General features: G+C 67.8%; 15 protein-coding genes. 4 read left to right on the forward strand and 11 right to left on the reverse strand.

Annotation, left to right across the window (positions count from 1 at the left end; genetic code table 11):
* From AC1DYU_RS24385 to hemC, 7 genes are all read right to left on the reverse strand, one after another.
* Positions 1-1,635: HAMP domain-containing methyl-accepting chemotaxis protein (locus AC1DYU_RS24385; RefSeq protein WP_476793883.1), on the reverse strand; the 1,635-nt coding region annotated here is incomplete at its 3' end.
* 29 nt (positions 1,636-1,664) lie between these two features.
* The gene (locus tag AC1DYU_RS24390) at positions 1,665-2,147 is read right to left on the reverse strand and encodes a chemotaxis protein CheW (RefSeq protein WP_476793884.1); all 483 of its coding nucleotides are present in this window, start codon (positions 2,145-2,147) and stop codon (positions 1,665-1,667) included.
* The gene (locus AC1DYU_RS24395) at positions 2,147-4,207 is read right to left on the reverse strand and encodes a chemotaxis protein CheA (RefSeq protein ID WP_476793957.1); all 2,061 of its coding nucleotides are present in this window, start codon (positions 4,205-4,207) and stop codon (positions 2,147-2,149) included. Before AC1DYU_RS24395 ends, AC1DYU_RS24390 begins: the two co-directional genes overlap by 1 nt.
* Positions 4,204-4,569, reverse strand: a complete 366-nt coding sequence (locus tag AC1DYU_RS24400; RefSeq protein ID WP_476793885.1) for a response regulator — start codon at positions 4,567-4,569, stop codon at positions 4,204-4,206. Before AC1DYU_RS24400 ends, AC1DYU_RS24395 begins: the two co-directional genes overlap by 4 nt.
* 2 nt (positions 4,570-4,571) lie before the next feature.
* Positions 4,572-4,883: an STAS domain-containing protein gene (locus AC1DYU_RS24405; protein ID WP_476793886.1), complete on the reverse strand. Its 312-nt coding sequence runs from the start codon at positions 4,881-4,883 to the stop codon at positions 4,572-4,574.
* 244 nt (positions 4,884-5,127) lie between these two features.
* A complete protein-coding gene (locus AC1DYU_RS24410) occupies positions 5,128-6,150 on the reverse strand; it encodes an AraC family transcriptional regulator (RefSeq protein WP_476793887.1) in 1,023 nt (340 codons plus the stop codon).
* 56 nt (positions 6,151-6,206) lie between these two features.
* Positions 6,207-7,151: a hydroxymethylbilane synthase gene (gene hemC / locus AC1DYU_RS24415; RefSeq protein WP_476793888.1), complete on the reverse strand. Its 945-nt coding sequence runs from the start codon at positions 7,149-7,151 to the stop codon at positions 6,207-6,209.
* A gap of 200 nt (positions 7,152-7,351) precedes the next feature.
* On the opposite strand from hemC, the gene AC1DYU_RS24420 reads away from it, so the two are divergent.
* A complete protein-coding gene (locus AC1DYU_RS24420) occupies positions 7,352-7,924 on the forward strand; it encodes a DUF924 family protein (RefSeq protein ID WP_476793889.1) in 573 nt (190 codons plus the stop codon).
* A 3-nt stretch (positions 7,925-7,927) separates the two neighbouring features.
* Here AC1DYU_RS24420 and eutC read toward each other — a convergent pair whose 3' ends face one another.
* Together eutC and AC1DYU_RS24430 are read right to left on the reverse strand one after the other, a co-directional pair.
* Positions 7,928-8,722, reverse strand: coding sequence for an ethanolamine ammonia-lyase subunit EutC (gene eutC, locus AC1DYU_RS24425; protein WP_476793890.1), 795 nt, complete (start codon positions 8,720-8,722; stop codon positions 7,928-7,930).
* 184 nt (positions 8,723-8,906) lie between these two features.
* Positions 8,907-10,295, reverse strand: coding sequence for an ethanolamine ammonia-lyase subunit EutB (locus AC1DYU_RS24430; protein ID WP_476793891.1), 1,389 nt, complete (start codon positions 10,293-10,295; stop codon positions 8,907-8,909).
* 199 nt (positions 10,296-10,494) lie between these two features.
* Here AC1DYU_RS24430 and AC1DYU_RS24435 point away from each other — a divergent pair, with 199 nt between their 5' ends.
* Together AC1DYU_RS24435 and AC1DYU_RS24440 are read left to right on the forward strand one after the other, a co-directional pair.
* Positions 10,495-12,144 carry a GMC family oxidoreductase gene (locus tag AC1DYU_RS24435; protein WP_476793892.1) on the forward strand — a complete coding sequence of 550 codons (1,650 nt, stop codon included), beginning with the start codon at positions 10,495-10,497 and terminating at the stop codon, positions 12,142-12,144.
* A 251-nt stretch (positions 12,145-12,395) separates the two neighbouring features.
* Complete coding sequence (locus tag AC1DYU_RS24440; RefSeq protein WP_476793893.1) at positions 12,396-12,917, forward strand: hypothetical protein; 522 nt, start codon at positions 12,396-12,398, stop codon at positions 12,915-12,917.
* Positions 12,918-13,083: 166 nt separating this feature from the next.
* On the opposite strand, the gene AC1DYU_RS24445 is transcribed toward AC1DYU_RS24440, so the two are convergent.
* Complete coding sequence (locus tag AC1DYU_RS24445; protein ID WP_476793894.1) at positions 13,084-14,055, reverse strand: D-2-hydroxyacid dehydrogenase; 972 nt, start codon at positions 14,053-14,055, stop codon at positions 13,084-13,086.
* 96 nt (positions 14,056-14,151) lie between these two features.
* Positions 14,152-15,177, reverse strand: a complete 1,026-nt coding sequence (gene cobD / locus AC1DYU_RS24450; RefSeq protein WP_476793895.1) for a threonine-phosphate decarboxylase CobD — start codon at positions 15,175-15,177, stop codon at positions 14,152-14,154.
* 34 nt (positions 15,178-15,211) lie between these two features.
* Between cobD and cbiB the strand changes: the two genes are divergently transcribed.
* Positions 15,212-16,189 (forward strand): adenosylcobinamide-phosphate synthase CbiB, encoded by a 978-nt coding sequence (gene cbiB, locus AC1DYU_RS24455; RefSeq protein WP_476793896.1) that lies wholly within the window; start codon positions 15,212-15,214, stop codon positions 16,187-16,189.
* Positions 16,190-16,266 lie beyond the last annotated feature (77 nt).

Below are 16,266 nucleotides of genomic sequence, written 5' to 3' on the forward strand. Positions count from 1 at the left end.
GCCGGCCTCCTGCGCCACCTTCACCGTATCGACCGAGAGCGTGCCGATCTCGGCAGCCGCCGCCTGGCTGCGCTCGGCCAGCTTGCGCACCTCCGAGGCCACCACCGCAAAGCCCTTGCCGTGCTCGCCGGCCCGCGCCGCTTCCACCGCCGCGTTCAGCGCCAGGAGGTCGGTCTGGCGGGCGATCTCCTGGACGATGTTGATCTTGGCCGCGATCGTCTGCATCGCCTCGACCGCCTTGCCGACCGCGATGCCCGAAGCCTCCGCATCCTTGGCCGACTGGCCGGCCATCTTCTCGGTCGTCGCCGCGTTCTCGGCGTTCTGCTTCACATTCGCCGCCATCTCCTCCATCGAGGACGAGGCCTCCTCCGTCGACGAGGCCTGCTCCGTCGAGCCCTGCGACAGCTGCTCGGCACTCGCAGACAGCTCCTGCGAACCAGACGACACGTTCTCCGCAGCCTGGATGGCGTCCCCGACGACCTGGCGCAGCTTTTCGACGGTGCCGTTCAGCGCCGTCACGAGATCGCCGACCTCGTCGTTGGTGCGAGCCTCGACGGTCCGTGTCAGATCGCCGGCTGCGACCGCATTGGCAAGGCCAACGGCGCCGGCAAGGCCACGGCTGATGCTGAGCGCAATCCAGACCGCGGCGATGAGGGCAATGACCAGCGAGGCGCCGACGATCACCATCAGCAGCATCTTCGCGAAGGTGGCGGACGCAGCCGCGGTCGCACCGATCTCGGTCATGCGCTTCTCGGCGAATCCGCTATAGGCGTCGAACGCCGAGATCGTCTCGGTCAGCGCCTTGCGGCCCTCGCCCTTGCTGAGTTCGATCGCCTTGATCACCCCGCCTTCCCGGGCGATCTCGATCGCGCGGAATGCAACCCCGCCGACCTGTTCGGCACGCGCCTCGAGCGCCTGTGTCACGACGCCGACCTCCTTCAGAGAAGCCGATGCCGCCGCCATCGCCTTCTTGAAACCGTCGATCTGCGCCAGCGCCAGACGGCTGCGAGCGTCGAGATCGGCCATCGTCGAGGCGGTCATGGTCTCGATCAGCATGCGCAGCATGCGCGCCGTCTCATAGCGGGCCACGATGGCCAACCGGACGGCGTGTTCGTGCTGGAGAGACCCCGTCGCCTTCTCGAGCTCCGCGAGAATCGGCTCGATGACACTATTCTGGGCGGCGAGCGCTGGCAGACCCTCGGCAGTCCAGAGCGCCTCGGCGCGGTTGGACGAGTTGTGCTTGGCGTTCCGCAGCGTTTCGTCCTGGATATCGTTGAGAACCTTGCCCTTCGCCTTGGCCTGATCGATGAGCCGCCTGCCCTGCTCGCCATCGATGCTGTAAAGTTCACCGGTGATGCGCGCCGCGTTCTCGCGATGGATCAGCATCTCCGCTGCGGCGGCCTCGATCGCCTTGTCCGTCGTCGCCAGCATCGCATCCTTCTCGGCGCGAATCTGCGCCTGAAGCTCGATCTGCAGATCGCCGATCTTGGCGACGCGCTGGCCCTGGCTGATGACACTCTGCTGCGAACTTTCAAGCTCGCCCAGTTCGTAATAGGCGACGCCACCGGAGATCATCGCCAGTGCGATGACAAGCCCGAACGTTGTGGCGAGCTTGGCCTTGATCGTGAAGCGCATCTTGGAAGCCCCCGAATGGAAAACAGTGCTCAGCCCAGGATGCGGGCCATGTCGGGAACGATGACGAATTCGTCGTTCCACTTGGTGATGAAGCGGATGAAGTCCGGCCGCCAATGGCTGCCGAGGCGCGGCGTCTGCTGGGCGTGTTTCGTCGAGACTTCGGTCACCTCGTAGACCTTGTCGGCAAGCAGCCCGAGCGTGACCGGGTCGCCGTCGATCTCGACCTCGACGACGACGATGCGGGTGTCGGGCGTCTGGGATGTCTTCTGCATGCCGAAGCGGATGCGCAGATCGGCGAGCGGAATAACGTTGCCACGCACATTGATCAGCGCGGGCAGGAAGGAGCGGGCGCCGGCGACGCGCGTCACCGGAACGGGATCGATGATCTCGCGGACCATGTCGGTCTCGATGGCGAAGATCTCGTTGCCGAGGCCGACCATCAGCACCTGCAGGCGGGTCTCGATCACCGGCGGCGCGCCCCTGGCAGCCTCTTGGATCTGGAGGTGGTTCATCACGCGGCCTCCGGCGTTCTGTCGCTCTCAGCCCGGGCCTGGCCGAGCGTGACGAGCTGGGCGACATCCATGATCAGCGCCGCCGAGCCATCGCCGAGGATGGTCGCGCCGGAGAACATGGTGACGTCGGAGTGGAGCTTGGACAGCGACTTGATCACCGTCTGGTGGCTGCCGATGATCTGGTCGACGACGAGACCGACGCGGGTGTCGCCGATCGAGGACACGATGACCTTCTGATGGGGATCGGGCTGGCCCTCGGCATCGAAGACGTCGCGCAGGCGCAGGAAGGGCACGAGCTCGCCGCGCACATTGAGGAAGCTGCGGCCCTTGGCGCGGGCCTCCGCTTCCGCCGTCAGCTCGATGCATTCCTCGACCGCCGAAAGCGGGATGATGTAGCGGCCCTCGCCGACGCGGATCAGCAGCCCGTCGATGATGGCCAGCGTCAGCGGCAGGCGCAGCGTCACCGAGGAGCCGTGGCCGGGGATCGTGGTCAGGTCGATGGTCCCGCGCATCGCCTCGATGGTGCGCTTGACCACGTCCATGCCGACGCCGCGGCCCGACAGCGCCGAAATCGTCTTGGCCGTCGAGAAGCCGGGGTGGAACAGGAACTGGTGGATCTCGTGCTCGCTCAGGCTTGCGCCCGGCTGGATCAAGCCGTTCTCCTCGGCCTTGGCGCGGATGCGGGCGGTGTCGAGCCCGGCGCCGTCATCCTGCACGGTGACCAGCACCTGGGCGCCGACATAGCGGGCGGCGAGCTCGATGCGGCCGGTGCCCGACTTGTTCGTCTGGCTGCGCTGTTCGGCGCTTTCGATGCCGTGGTCGATGGCGTTGCGGATGAGATGCACCAGCGGATCGGCGAGGCGCTCGATCATGGTCTTGTCCATCTCGGTGTCCTCGCCGACCGTGACGAAGTCGACCGGCTTGCCGAGATCGCGCGAGAGGTCGTGGACGAGGCGGCGGAAGCGGCCGAAGAGCGAGCCCATCGGCACCATGCGCACGCCCATGGTCGAGTCGCGCAGGCCCGACGCCAGGCGCTCGATTTCCTCGGCGATCGCCTTGATCGCGAGATCGGTGCCGGAATGGGCGATCTGGCTGAGACGGGCCTGAGCGATGACGAGTTCGCCGACCCGGTCCATTAGCTCATCCAGGCGCTCGGCCTGGACCCGGACGGTGGAGGTCTTGTCGTCGGCGCGACGGTTGAACTCGGCCTTCTCGGCCGTGGGCGCAGCAGCAGCCGGGAGCGGAGCGGCGGCTCGCGGCGGGGATGCGACGGCGGCGAGCTCCGGCACGTCGTCGGGCATCGACATGTCCAGCGCCGGAAGGAGCAACGCGCCCGGCTCGTCGAGCGCGGAGATGACGAGCTTCATCTCGTCGCGGACGAACATGAAGACGTCCTCGATCTCGTCCTTCGAGCAGGCGCTCTGCAGCGTCACCGTCCAGGCGATCAGGCAGCTTTCCGGATCGAGCGCGTCGAGCTCCGGCACCTTTTCCAGATCGGCCTCGACGACGCAGGGACCGAGCGCCCGCAGATCGTCGAGCAGCACCAGCGGATTGGTGCCGTTGCGCAGGATGTCCGGCTCAAAGGCGATCTCGATCGTCCACCCGGCCTGGGCCGGTTCGGCCGGCGCAGCCACCGCGGCAGTGTCCGCCGCTTCGGTCGGCGCGACGCCATGCGATGCACTCGGGCCGCCGCCAATCAGGCGCTGCAGTTCCTCGACGATGGCCTCGCCGATGATCGGATCGGTGGAATCGGGATCGTCGATCAGCGTGCGGATATAGTCGCGGGCCGAGAGCGAGACCGTGACGATGTCGTGGTTCGCATCGATCTTGCCCTTGCGGATCAGATCGAAGGCCGTCTCGAAATCATGGGTGAAGGCCGCGACCTTGTCGAAGCCGAACATCGCGCCCGAGCCCTTGATCGTGTGCAGCGCCCGGAAGGCGGCGTCGATCAGGTCCCGGTCCTGCGGGGTCTGGCCGAGGTCGAGCAGCACCGTCTCAAGCGAATCGAGCAGCTCGGCAGCTTCCTGGCGGAAGGTTTCTGCGGGATCGAGTTCCATCAGGTCCTCACCAGCTTTGCGACCACGGCGAGCAACTGCTCGGGCTTGAACGGCTTGGTGATCCAGCCCGTCGCGCCGGCGGCCTTGGCCTCCTGCTTGACGGCGTCGTCGGATTCCGTGGTGAGGAAGACGATCGGCACGCCCATGAAGGCCGGCAGCGCGCGCAGGGCCTTGATCATCTGCATGCCGTTCATCACCGGCATGTTGAGGTCGGTGATGACGAGATCGAAGCTTTGCGCCTGGGCCTTGGCGAGGCCTTCCGAGCCGTCGCCGGCCTCGACGACAGTGTGACCGGCCGGCCCGAGCACGAGCTTGATCATCTGCCGGACGCTCGGCGAATCATCGACGGTGAGAATGCTGGCCATGGTCAATTCCTGGATAGGTCGGCGTGCCGCATGCCGGGCAACGGCACCCCGGCGCGCTCGAAGGCGGAGCGGACGCTCTCCGTTTCCGCCAGAATCGCGAAAGGCAGGCCGTGCGCAGCGAAGGTCTTCTCCGCGCTGACCATCATCTGGACGAATGTGATGTCGGCCTGCTCGACGGCAGCACAGTCGATCTCGACGCCGGAGCCCGAATTAACCAAGCCAACGAGCGAAGTCGCCGTCGATCTTGAATTACGTATGGTAATATCGGATCCTAACTCGATCCGAACCACACTCCCGGCGCCTTTTTTGCTCATGCCGAACACACCAATTCTGAGATATGACCAATATTCACAATATGGTCACTGCGATTTATAAGCTTATTCACTTATAATTCACTTAACGAACCAACCGATTATCTTGATGTGTTGTTGACTATCATGCGCGCCTGGAGTCGGGCTTGCGCCGCCCGAGTCAGTCCGGCCGCCGATGTCAGCACTTCGCTAACCATGCCGCGCCGATGCCGTTATTGTTTGGTCGTGCCGCAGGAACGGCGCTCGCTCAGCGGGTATGGCGGGTCTGCGAGGGCCGTTCGCCGAAGGTCCGGCGGTAGTCGAGCGCGAAATGCCCGCGGTTGACGAAGCCCCAATGCCGCGCGATCTCCTCGATCGAGCGGGTCGAGAGCGGGTCGAGCAGTTCCGCCCTGACGCCGGCAAGCCTCGCCTGCTTGAGGTAGTCGTGCGGGGACATCTGCTTGTGGCGGCGAAAGCCTTCCTGCAGCGAGCGCAGGCCGATGCCGATGGCCTCGGTGACATCCTGGACCGTCAGCGGGCCGGAGGTATGCGCGTCGATGAATTCGATCGCCCGCCGGATCAGCCATGGCGCCGGCGCCGGCGCCTGCCGTTCGAACCAGGACGAATAGGGGTGTGGGAAGGTTTCCAGGATCAGCATGATCAGGGCATCTCGCAGCCGCCGCGCCGCATGCGGCGCGCTCGCGAGCGGGGCGTCGCCTCGGAAGCCCGCCGCGATGGCCGCCATGATGCCCGCTAGCGTCGCCCCGGTGGCGGTGTGGACATCGAACGGCACAGCGAAATCCAGCCGCTTCGTCACAGGGCGCTCGAAGGCGGATTGCAGTGTCCGCGCGACCTCCTCGCCATGCAGCGTGAAGGTCGAATGCACGCTGCCCTCGGCATATTCTCCACTTTCGGCCAAGGCCGTGTTGAGGATCAGCCCCTGCCCAGGCACGGCTGCCAGCGTCTCCTGGCCGACCGAATAGAGGGTCCCGCCGGCAGCGACGATGCGGACGGTCAAATTGTCGTGCGGCGTGCCGCGTCGCAGCCGCATGCCGCCGGAATATTCGGCCCGGACGAGGTTGGCGGAGGCGAGGCTGCGACCGGTCAGGCGCGCCTCGAAGCCATCGGGACGCAAGGGCGCGAGCACGAGGTCGCGGCGCAGCAAATCGACCAGCCAGGCTTGCGTCTCGCCGACGTCGCGGCTGACGAAATCATGGCGGTCATCGTCCGGGCCGGGCTCGCCCGAGATGGAGCCCGCCTTGCGCGACTCGGACAGCGTCGGCCTCTTCATTCCGCCATCTGAGGCCGGGCGGCCTGCCCGATCAAGAGGCCGTCGCGCGCCGCTGGTCAGGCCCCGACATATTTGAAATGGGCGCCGACGCTGCGATAGGACGCTTCGAGGACATCAACGCCGCCAGCCAGCCGTAGCGTTTCAGCCACGGCGAGACCCAGTTCGACGGCTTCGCTGCCGGGGCGGTCGAGGCTGGCGGTGATGCGCTTGCCGCCATCATAAGAGGTGATCTGCGCGTGAAGGTGGAGCCGGTCGTCGCGCCAGGTCGCGCTGGCGCCCACGGGCAGGCTGCAGCCGGCCCCGAGCGCGTGCAGCATCGCGCGCTCGCCATCGACCTCGGCGCGTGCCTTCGGGTTCTCGATGTCCTTGAGGATGGCGAGAATCGCGGTATCGGCGGCGCGGGCCTGGACACCGAGCGCGCCCTGTCCGATCGCATAGGGGAACAGCACGGGGTCGAGCAGTTCCGAGGTCGCGCCCTCAAGTCCGAGGCGCTGCAGCCCGGCCTGCGCCAGTATCACCGCATCGAGCCCGTCATCGCCGTTGATCTTAGCCAGGCGCGGCCCGACATTGCCGCGAATCGGCACGATCTCGACATCAGGCCGCAGGCTGAGCATCTGCGAACGCCGGCGCAGCGAGCCCGTGCCGACGCGGGCGCCCTGCCGCAAATCCGCAAGCGTCGCGCCGCAGAGCACGTCGCGCGGATCGACGCGCTCTGGCACGGCGGCCAGCACGAGGCCCTCGCGCAGGGTCGTCGGTAAATCCTTCAGCGAGTGGACGACGATATCGACCTCGCCCGAGACGAGCTGTTCCTCGTGCTCGGTCGAGAACACGCCGATGATGCCGAACTGGTGGAATTCGGAGACGCGGTCCTTGTCGGCGATCGTCTTGATCGGATGCAGCGAGAACTCGGTCTCGGGATGCTTCACCTTGATCAGCCCGGTAATGTAGTTGGTCTGCGCGATCGCCAGCGGGCTGCGGCGCGTGCCGATTTTCAGGAGCATGGAAGAACTACCTAGCGTGGAGGCCGTGCCAGCCTCCGTCATTGGAACCGGTCTATATCAGCGGATCGCCATCGCCGCGAGTGCGGCGTACCACCACCCCGACCGGACGCCTTGGCATGGATCAACGACAAGGCCCGAAGCCGGCATGAACCAACGCCGTCCCGCGCGATTGAGCGACAGGCGAGCATGGAGGAACGGATATGGAGTGCAGCAGCGCCGACAGGTCGCGGGCCGCCGCCGCCGAAGCGGAAACGGTGGTCGATTTCTGGCGCGATGCCGGGCCGGAGCGCTGGTTCACGAAGGATGCCGCCTTCGACATCCTGTTCCGCGAGCGCTTCATGCCACTCCACTTCGCGGCGGCACGGCGGGAGCTCGACCATTGGGCGGGCACGGCGCAGGGGTCGCTCGCGCTCGCGATCCTGCTCGACCAGTTCCCGCGCAACAGCTTCCGCGACACGGCGCATATGTACGCCACCGATCCGCTGGCGCGGCTTTTCGCGGGACGGGCGCATGAGTCCGGCCATGGCGAGGCCATCGCGGCGGAGCTGCGGCTGTTCCTGCATCTGCCCTTCTGCCATTCCGAGGATCTCGCGGACCAGGATCTCTCGGTGCAGCTCAGCACCCCGCTGGGTGGGGATGCTCGGGAGTATGCCGAGGGCCATCGCGAGATCATTCGGCGCTTCGGCCGCTTCCCACATCGCAACGCCCTGCTCGGACGCGAGACCACGCCGGAGGAGCAGGCCTTTCTCAGCGAGGGCGGCTTTCCCGGCTGAAGTTCAGCGCTCCGGAAGCGCCACGGGCGCCACACCCGCCTCCAACGCCGCGTCGCTGTCGTCCTTGAGGTCGACGCCGGTGAGCGCGCGACGCAAGCCCTGGTCGATCAACCAGGCGAGCTTGAAGGCGGCATCCCCGAAACTCAACCCGCCGGGGCGGATGTTCGAGATGCAGTTGCGCACGGCGTCGGTCAGTCCGCGCCGCGGGCCGAAGGTGAGATAGGCGCCGAGCGAATCCGGCGAGGACAGGCCGGGACGCTCACCGATCAGCACCGCCACCATCCGCGCGCCCAGCGCGAGGCCCGCTTCGTCTCCGAGCGCGACGCGGGCCTGAGCCGCGATGACGACAGGCGCCAGCGTCAGTTTCTGGCGTTGCAGGATAGGCAGCAGCGCGGCGATGAACGGCACGGCGTTCTGATGCACGGCGGTCGAGGACAGTCCGTCGGCGACGACGATGGCGAGGTCGAAGGCGCCATGGCGCGCCGCAAGCGCCACCTCACTCTCCGGCGACAGACTGCGGCCGAGATCGGGCCTTCGCAGATAGTCCGTGCGGGAACGCGCCTCGCTTTGCGCCATCAGCATCTCGAGGCCGAGCCCGGCCAATTCCACCGCGACCTCGTCGGGACGGAAGGGCGTATGAACCGCGTCGCGCGCCTGGGCATGGGCGAGGCCGAAGCGCAGCACCTCGCGCATCGGCAGCGAGGCGCCGGTGCGGCCAAGCGCGATCCGCGCCGAGGTCAGCCGGGCAAGATCGGCGAAGCGGGTCGCGGGCCGGGGTGGCTCATCCGGCTCGTTCATGCGCCTGAGCCTGTGGCACAGTCGAACGGCAAGGCTCCACCGTCATCCTGGACAAGCCGCGCAGCGGCGCAGCTCCGGGATCCATCGTAGCGCGCCGGAGCCCTCCGATGGATCCCGGGACGACCTTCGGTCGCCCAGGATGACAGCGCGAAAATACCGCCGCTCGGAAAATTGCCGTCGCCGGTCATGCTGCCCGCCCATGCAGCGCCGATAACAGCGCCTGCCCGCCCTGCCCCGCGCTCAGCCGCCCGGTGGGGTCGATGATGTCCATCCGCCGCAGCCAGTCCTCGAACTCGGGCGCGCGCCTCAGTCCGAGAACCTCGCGGATGTAGAGCTGGTCGTGGAAGGAGGTCGACTGGTAATTCAGCATGATGTCGTCGGCGCCGGGCACCCCCATGATGAAGTTGACGCCGGCCGTGCCCAGCAGGGTCAGCAGCGTGTCCATGTCGTCCTGATCGGCCTCGGCATGGTTGGTGTAGCAGATGTCGCAGCCCATCGGCACGCCGAGCAGTTTGCCGCAGAAATGGTCCTCCAGCCCGGCCCGGATGATCTGCTTGCCGTCATAGAGATATTCCGGACCGATGAAGCCGACGACGGTGTTGACCAGCAGCGGCTGATAGGCCCGGCAGACGGCATAGGCGCGGGCTTCCAGCGTCTGCTGGTCGACACCGTGATGGGCATTGGCCGAGAGCGCCGCGCCCTGCCCGGTCTCGAAATACATGACGTTGTCGCCGACTGTGCCGCGCTTCTGCGAACGGCCGGCCTCCAGCCCCTCCTGCAGCAGCGCAAGCGTCACGCCGAAGGAGGCATTGGCGGCTTGCGTGCCGGCGACCGACTGGAAGACCAGATCGACCGGCGCGCCCTGCTCGATCAGCGCGATCGAGGAGGTGACGTGGGTCAGGATGCAGGCCTGGGTCGGGATGTCGAAGCGCGCGATGACGCCGTCGAGCAGGCGCAGGAGTTCGCCGATCCGGGCCGTGCTGTCGGAGGCCGGGTTGATGCCGATGACGGCATCGCCGCAGCCATAGCTGAGGCCGTCGATGGTCGAGGCGAGGATGCCGGCGGCATCGTCGGTCGGATGATTGGGCTGGATGCGCACGGCCAGCCGGCCGGGCAGACCGAGCGTGTTACGGAAGCGCGTGACGACGCTGCATTTGCGCGCGACGAGGATCAGATCCTGGTTGCGCATCAGCTTGGAGACGGCAGCCGCCATCTCCGGCGTGATGCCGGGCGCGAGCCGGGCGAGCGCGTCGGTCGTCGCGGCCTCCGAGCAGAGCCAGTCGCGGAATTCGCCGACCGTCAGCGTGGCAACCGGCGCAAAGGCTGCCGCATCGTGGCTGTCGACGATCAGGCGGGTGACCTCGTCGATTTCGTAGGGAACCAGCGCCTCGTGCACGAAGGTCCGCAGCGGCAGATCGGCCAGCGCGATCCGGGCCGCCATCATCTCCTCCATGCTGCCGGCCGCCAGACCCGCCAGCACGTCGCCCGAGCGCAGCGGCGTCGCCTTCGCCATCAACTCCCTGAGATCGGCGAAGGCATAAGACTGCCTGCCGACCGCGACGCGATACCCCATCAACCGTCTCCCGGACGCGGCCAAGAGGCCCCGACGCCATATCAACCGCTCACCACGACCCTAGCAAGGCGCGGGCCGAGACCGGGCGCTGCGGCACATCCGCATTGCGAGCGCGCACGCATTGCCCCGCCGCCCCATGCACCGTATCCCTCGCCTGACGAGAGCGGGGCGACACCCGCCATCGCGAGCAGGAAACGCCATGGCCGATCGAGATGATGCCGGACGCCGCACGGTCGGCACTTACGATTATGTCGTGATCGGCGCCGGCTCGGCCGGCTGCGTGCTCGCCAACCGGCTCTCGCGCAATCCCAAGACACGGGTGCTCGTGCTGGAGGCAGGCGGGCGGGACGACTGGATCTGGTTCCACATCCCCGTCGGCTATCTCTTCGCCATCGGCAATCCGCGCGCCGACTGGCTGTTCAAGACCGAGCCGCAGGCGGGGCTGGGTGGCCGTGCCCTGGCCTATCCGCGCGGCAAGGTGCTCGGCGGATCGTCCGCGATCAACGCCATGGTCTATATGCGCGGGCAGGCCGCCGATTACGATGGCTGGCGCCAGCTCGGGCTTTCCGGCTGGGGCTGGGACGATGTGCTGCCCTATTTCCTGGCGCATGAAGACCATGCCGGCCCGGGCACAGGCGGCATGCACAAATCCGGCGGGGAATGGCGCGTCGAGCATCCGCGCGTGCGCTGGGCCATTCTCGATGCGATCCGCGAGGCGGCGGCAGCAGCGGGCATCGCCAAGATCGACGATTTCAACACCGGCGACAACGAGGGCTCGTCCTATTTCCAGGTGAACCAGCGTCGCGGACGGCGGCTCAGCAGCTTCAATGCCTTCATGCGGCCGGTGCTGGACGACCGCGAGAGCAATCTCCGGCTCGAAATAGGCGTGCTGGTTGAGCGCGTCGTGATCGAGGAGGGCCGGGTCACATCCGTCGAGTTCACCCATGGCGGCGAGAAGCTGCGCGTCGAGGTGACGGCTGAGGTCGTGCTCAGCGCCGGCGCCGTCGGCTCGCCCGCCTTGCTCGAACGCTCCGGCATCGGCGACGGCGCCCGCCTGCAGGGGCTCGGCATCGATACCGTCGCCAACCTGCCCGGCGTCGGCGAGAATTTGCAGGACCATCTGCAGATCCGGCCGGTCTACAGGGTCGAGGGCGTGCGCACGCTCAACAGCGACTATGCCAAGCTCTGGCGCCGGCCATTGATGGCGCTGCAATATGCGGCGCTGCGCAGCGGGCCGCTGACCATGGCGCCCTCGCAGGTCGGCGCCTTCGCCAAGTCCTCGGCCGAATACGCCACGGCCAATCTGCAATATCATTTCCAGCCGCTCTCGCTGGATTCATGGGGTTCGGGGCTGCATCCCTTCGATGCCTTCACGGCCAGCGTCTGCAATCTGCGGCCGACGAGCCGCGGCCATGTCCACATCAAGACGCCGCATGCCGAGGACGCCCCGGCGATCTCGCCGAACTATCTCGATACGGAAGCCGACCGGCAGGTCGCGGTCGACGCCATGAAGCTGACCCGCCGGATCGTGGAGCAGGCACCGCTCGCCCGCTTCCGGCCGCAGGAGCATCTGCCCGGCGCCGCTGCCGCGAGCGACGAGGACCTGCTTGCCGCTGCCGCGGCCCTGGGCACGACGATCTTCCACCCTGTCGGCACGGCCAAGATGGGCAGCGATGGCGATCCTCGCGCGGTGCTCGACGAACGGTTGCGGGTGCGCGGCATCAGGGGCCTGCGCGTGATCGATGCCTCCGCGATGCCGGCAATCACCTCGGGCAACACCGCCAATCCGACGATGATGATCGCCGAGAAGGGCGCCGCGATGATGATCGACGATGCTCGGGCGGGGTGAAGGCCGCCGCGGAGCCCTTCTAACACCCCTTTCAGCGCAGAGATGCGCGGTCGTCCCGGGCGACCGGAGGGAGACCCGGGACCCATTCCTGAACCTTATTTGGACACGTTCTGGAATGGGTCCCGGGTCTACGCTTTGCTCCGCCCGGGACGACGGCATTGTTGTTGAAACGGCCTCAGAATTGCTGGGTTCGTTCCGACACCGAGCATAAGAGCGCCCGCAGAATGAGCCCGGCGCAAGGACGACCACCGATGACGCAGCTGCCACCGCCATCCCCCGAACGTGGCCCGCTTGCCCGCGTCCTCTTCGCCGTGCTGCGGACGATCCTGACCATCCTGATCCTGATCGACGAGATCGCCCGGCCGCTCTATCGGCCGCTGATCGCCTGGGTCGCGTCGCTGGAAATCGTCGCGCGGATGGAGCGCTGGATCGCGCGACAGCCGCGCCTCGCGGTCCTGGCCCTGCTCGCCGTGCCTTTTGCCGTCGCCGAGCCGCTGAAGCTGCTCGGCCTCGTGATGATGGCCGATGGCCGCGCCCGAAGCGGCCTGATCATCTTCGGCTTCGCCCATCTGGTGAGCTTCCTGCTCGTCGAGCGCATCTACCATGCCGGGCACGAAAAGCTCCTGACCTATGGCTGGCTCGCCTGGGTCATGGCGCTGCTCACCAGGCTCCGTGGCCGCGTCATGGACGGGGTCCGCAGCAGCGCGGCCTATGCGATCGCGCTGCGCAGCCGCGACGCGGCACGGCAATGGTGGCGCGGATTGCGGGCGTGAATGAGCAGCAAGACTGCTCGGTTTCACCACAGCCCTCATCCTGAGGAGCCGCGTAGCGGCGTCTCGAAGGATGCTTCAGGAGGCTCCGGTGCAATCTGGAGCATCCTTCGAGACGCGGCCTTCGGCCGCTCCTCAGGATGAGGGCTGTGGGTAGCTAGGCTGTGCTTTAGACGACCTGATTGCGCAGGGCGCTCTCGCCGCGCGTCAGCCGGCCGAGGTTTTCGATCAGCAGGTCGACGACATTGCCCTCATAGGCGCGCGTCTCGCCGGCGCTGTGCGGGGTGACGATGACCTGCGTCATCGCCCAGAGCGGCGACGTCGCGGCCAGCGGCTCCTCGACGAAGGTGTCGAGACCTGCGCCGGCGATGCGCCCTTCGCTCAGGGCCGCGATCAGCGCCCGCTCGTCGACGACCTTGCCGCGCGCCACGTTGATCAGCAGCGCGGTCGGCTTCATCGCGGCCAGCGCGGCGGCGTCGATCAGGTTTTCCGTCTCGGGCGTCAGCGGGCAGGTCAGCGCGACGATGTCGGCCTGCGCCATGACCTCGTGCAACTGGTCGGGCCGCACGATCGCCTCGATGCCGGGCTGCGGCTCCGGACTGCGGCGCACGCCGATGACACGCAGGCCGAAGGCGGCCGCCAGCGTCGCCAGTCGCAGGCCGATGCGGCCGAGACCGACGATCACCAGCGTCTTGCCGGCAAGCTCGTCCTCGCGGCGGGCGCGGTCGCCGATCATCGGGCGCCAGGTCTTGGCCGTCTGGTTGTCGCGGGCGAGGTGGATCTGGCGAGTCAGGCCGAGGATCAGCGCCATTGCGTGCTCGGAAACCGCCCGCTCATTGGCTCCCTGAGCGCTCGCAAGCCGGATGCCGGCGGTGGCGAAGGCCGCCTTGTCGTACTGGTCCGTGCCGGCGCTGACCGACTGGACGAAACGCAGCTTCGGGCTCGTCGCGATCAGTTCGTTGCGCCAGAGGCCCGAGACCACCACCACATCGGCCTCATGCGCGCGGGCTTTGAACTCGTCGAGCGAGCGCACCTCGAAGCTCTTCGCGGCATGTCCGCGTGTCGCGAACTCGGCCCGCAATTGATAGGCGGCGTGAGCGAAGCAGATGGTCAGGTCGCCTGATGGCGGCAGTGCGGGCATGTGAATTCCTCTTGAGGCAAGGCGTGTTCAGGCAAGGTCGGCGGGCAAGCTAGCGGGCGGTTTCGGCTCTGCCCCGGCGTGGGGCGCATGCAAGACTTACGCTGAAACCGCACGCGGCGCGAAGGACGCAACCGCCGCCTCCAGCCGTCGCCAGGCTGCGGTATCGCCTGGCAGGCCAAAGCGCAGCCATGTCGCATCGTTCTGGAAGCGGCGGACATAGAGGCCGTGGCGGCCGAGATGCGCAAAGAGCGCCGGCGCATCGGGCGTCGCCAGCAGGCGAAACAGCGCCGTGCCGCCGACGATCCGGCCAAGCGGCGAGAGCAGGGCATCGAGCCGGGTTGCATCGGCGGCGCGCGCCGCGCCGGCCGCCGCGAGCCATTCGGAGTCGGCCAGGGCCTGTGCCCCGATCTCCAGCGCCGGGCCGGCGACCGCCCAAGGACCCATCGCGGCGCGCAGCACGGCCATCGGGCCTGCCTCGCCGATCGCGAAGCCGAGCCGGACACCCGCCAGCCCATAGGTCTTGCCGAAGGAGCGCAGCACGATCGTCGCGGGCGGCAGGGCCGGCAGCAGGCTGTTCTCCGGCGTGAAATCGGCAAAGGCCTCGTCGAGGATCAGCATGCCGCCGCGCATGGCGCAGCGCGCGGCGAGAGCGGCAAGGTCTGCGACCGGAAGACTGCGGCCATCGGGATTGTTCGGATTGACCACCACGACGCTAGCGGCGTCAGCCGTTTCGGCCGGCGTAGTCGCCTCGGTCACGTCAGCACCCACCTTGCGCCATGCCTGTGCGTGCTCGGCATAGGTCGGCCCCAGCACCGCGACCGGACCCGCATGGACCAGCGACGGCAGCACGCGCGGCAGCAGGTCGATCAGGATCTGCGTGCCCGGCGCGGCGACGATGTGGGCGCCGGGAGGAACGCGATAGGCGGTTCGCGCCGCCGCGAGCAAGGCCGCCTCGCCGTCGGCGCCGGGCAGGCGCTGCCAGAGGCTTAACGGCAGCGCGGGAAGCGGATAGGGGATGGGATTGATCCCGGTGGAGAGATCGATCCAGGGTTGCGGCGCATCGGGAAACAGCGTCCGCGCCTGGGCGAGATCGCCGCCATGCCAGATGCCGTCCTCAGCCACGATCGCTCCCGTTCCGCATGAATCGTCCTGTCGCATGAACCCCGCCGAGACCCTGCTTCTGCTGCTCGCGGCGCTCCTCGTCGAAGCGGCGCTCGGCTATCCGGAGCGCTTGTATGCGCTGATCGGCCATCCCGTCACCTGGCTCGGCGCGCTGATCGCGCGGCTCGACCGTTGGCTGAACCGGGAGGATGCAGGGTTTGCTGCCCGCAAGGCGGCGGGGATCGCGGCGCTTCTTATCCTTCTGGCGGTGACGCTTGCTGTCGCGCTCGGTTTGACATGGCTCTGCCGGCCGCTCGGACCCGCCGGCCTGCTGCCGCTCGCGCTCTTTGCCTCGACCCTGCTGGCGCAGCGCAGCCTGCACGAGCATGTCGCTGCCGTCGCCGACGGGCTGGAGCGCGGCGGCCTCGTGGAGGGCCGAAAGGCCGTGTCGATGATCGTCGGGCGCAATCCCGACAGTCTCGACGAGGCCGGAGTGTCGCGCGCCGCGATCGAGAGCCTGTCGGAGAATTTCTCCGACGGCGTGGTCGCGCCCGCCTTCTGGCTCGGCGTCGCCGGGCTGCCGGGCATCGCGCTCTACAAGGCGATCAACACCGCCGATTCGATGATCGGGCACAAGACACCGCGCCATCTCACCTTCGGCTGGGCTTCGGCGCGGCTCGACGACCTCGTCAACCTGCCGGCCTCGCGGCTCACCGCCCTGCTGCTGATTGCAGCCGCCGCGCTCGACCGCGAGGCCGATGCGGCCGGGGCGTGGAGGTCAGTCCGCCGCGATGCGCGCCATCACCGCTCGCCGAATGCGGGTTGGCCGGAAGCCGCGATGGCCGGCGCACTGGGATTACGGCTGGCGGGACCGCGCATCTATGGCGAGGTCGTGGTGGACGATGGCTGGATGGGCGACGGCCGCGCCGAGGCGACCGCCGCAGACGTCAGGCGGGCGCTGCGGCTGTACCGGCGGGCTTGCGGGCTGTTGTGGGGGGTGGCGGCGGTGGGCGGGGCGGCTGCGCTCGTCTAGCCGTCATGCTCGGGCTTGACCCGAGCATCTCGTGCCGAGAGAGGCTTTGGCGCCCGTTCCGGGCTGAGATTCTCGGA

The sequence above is a fragment of the Allobosea sp. P2_B12 genome (assembly GCF_056404835.1).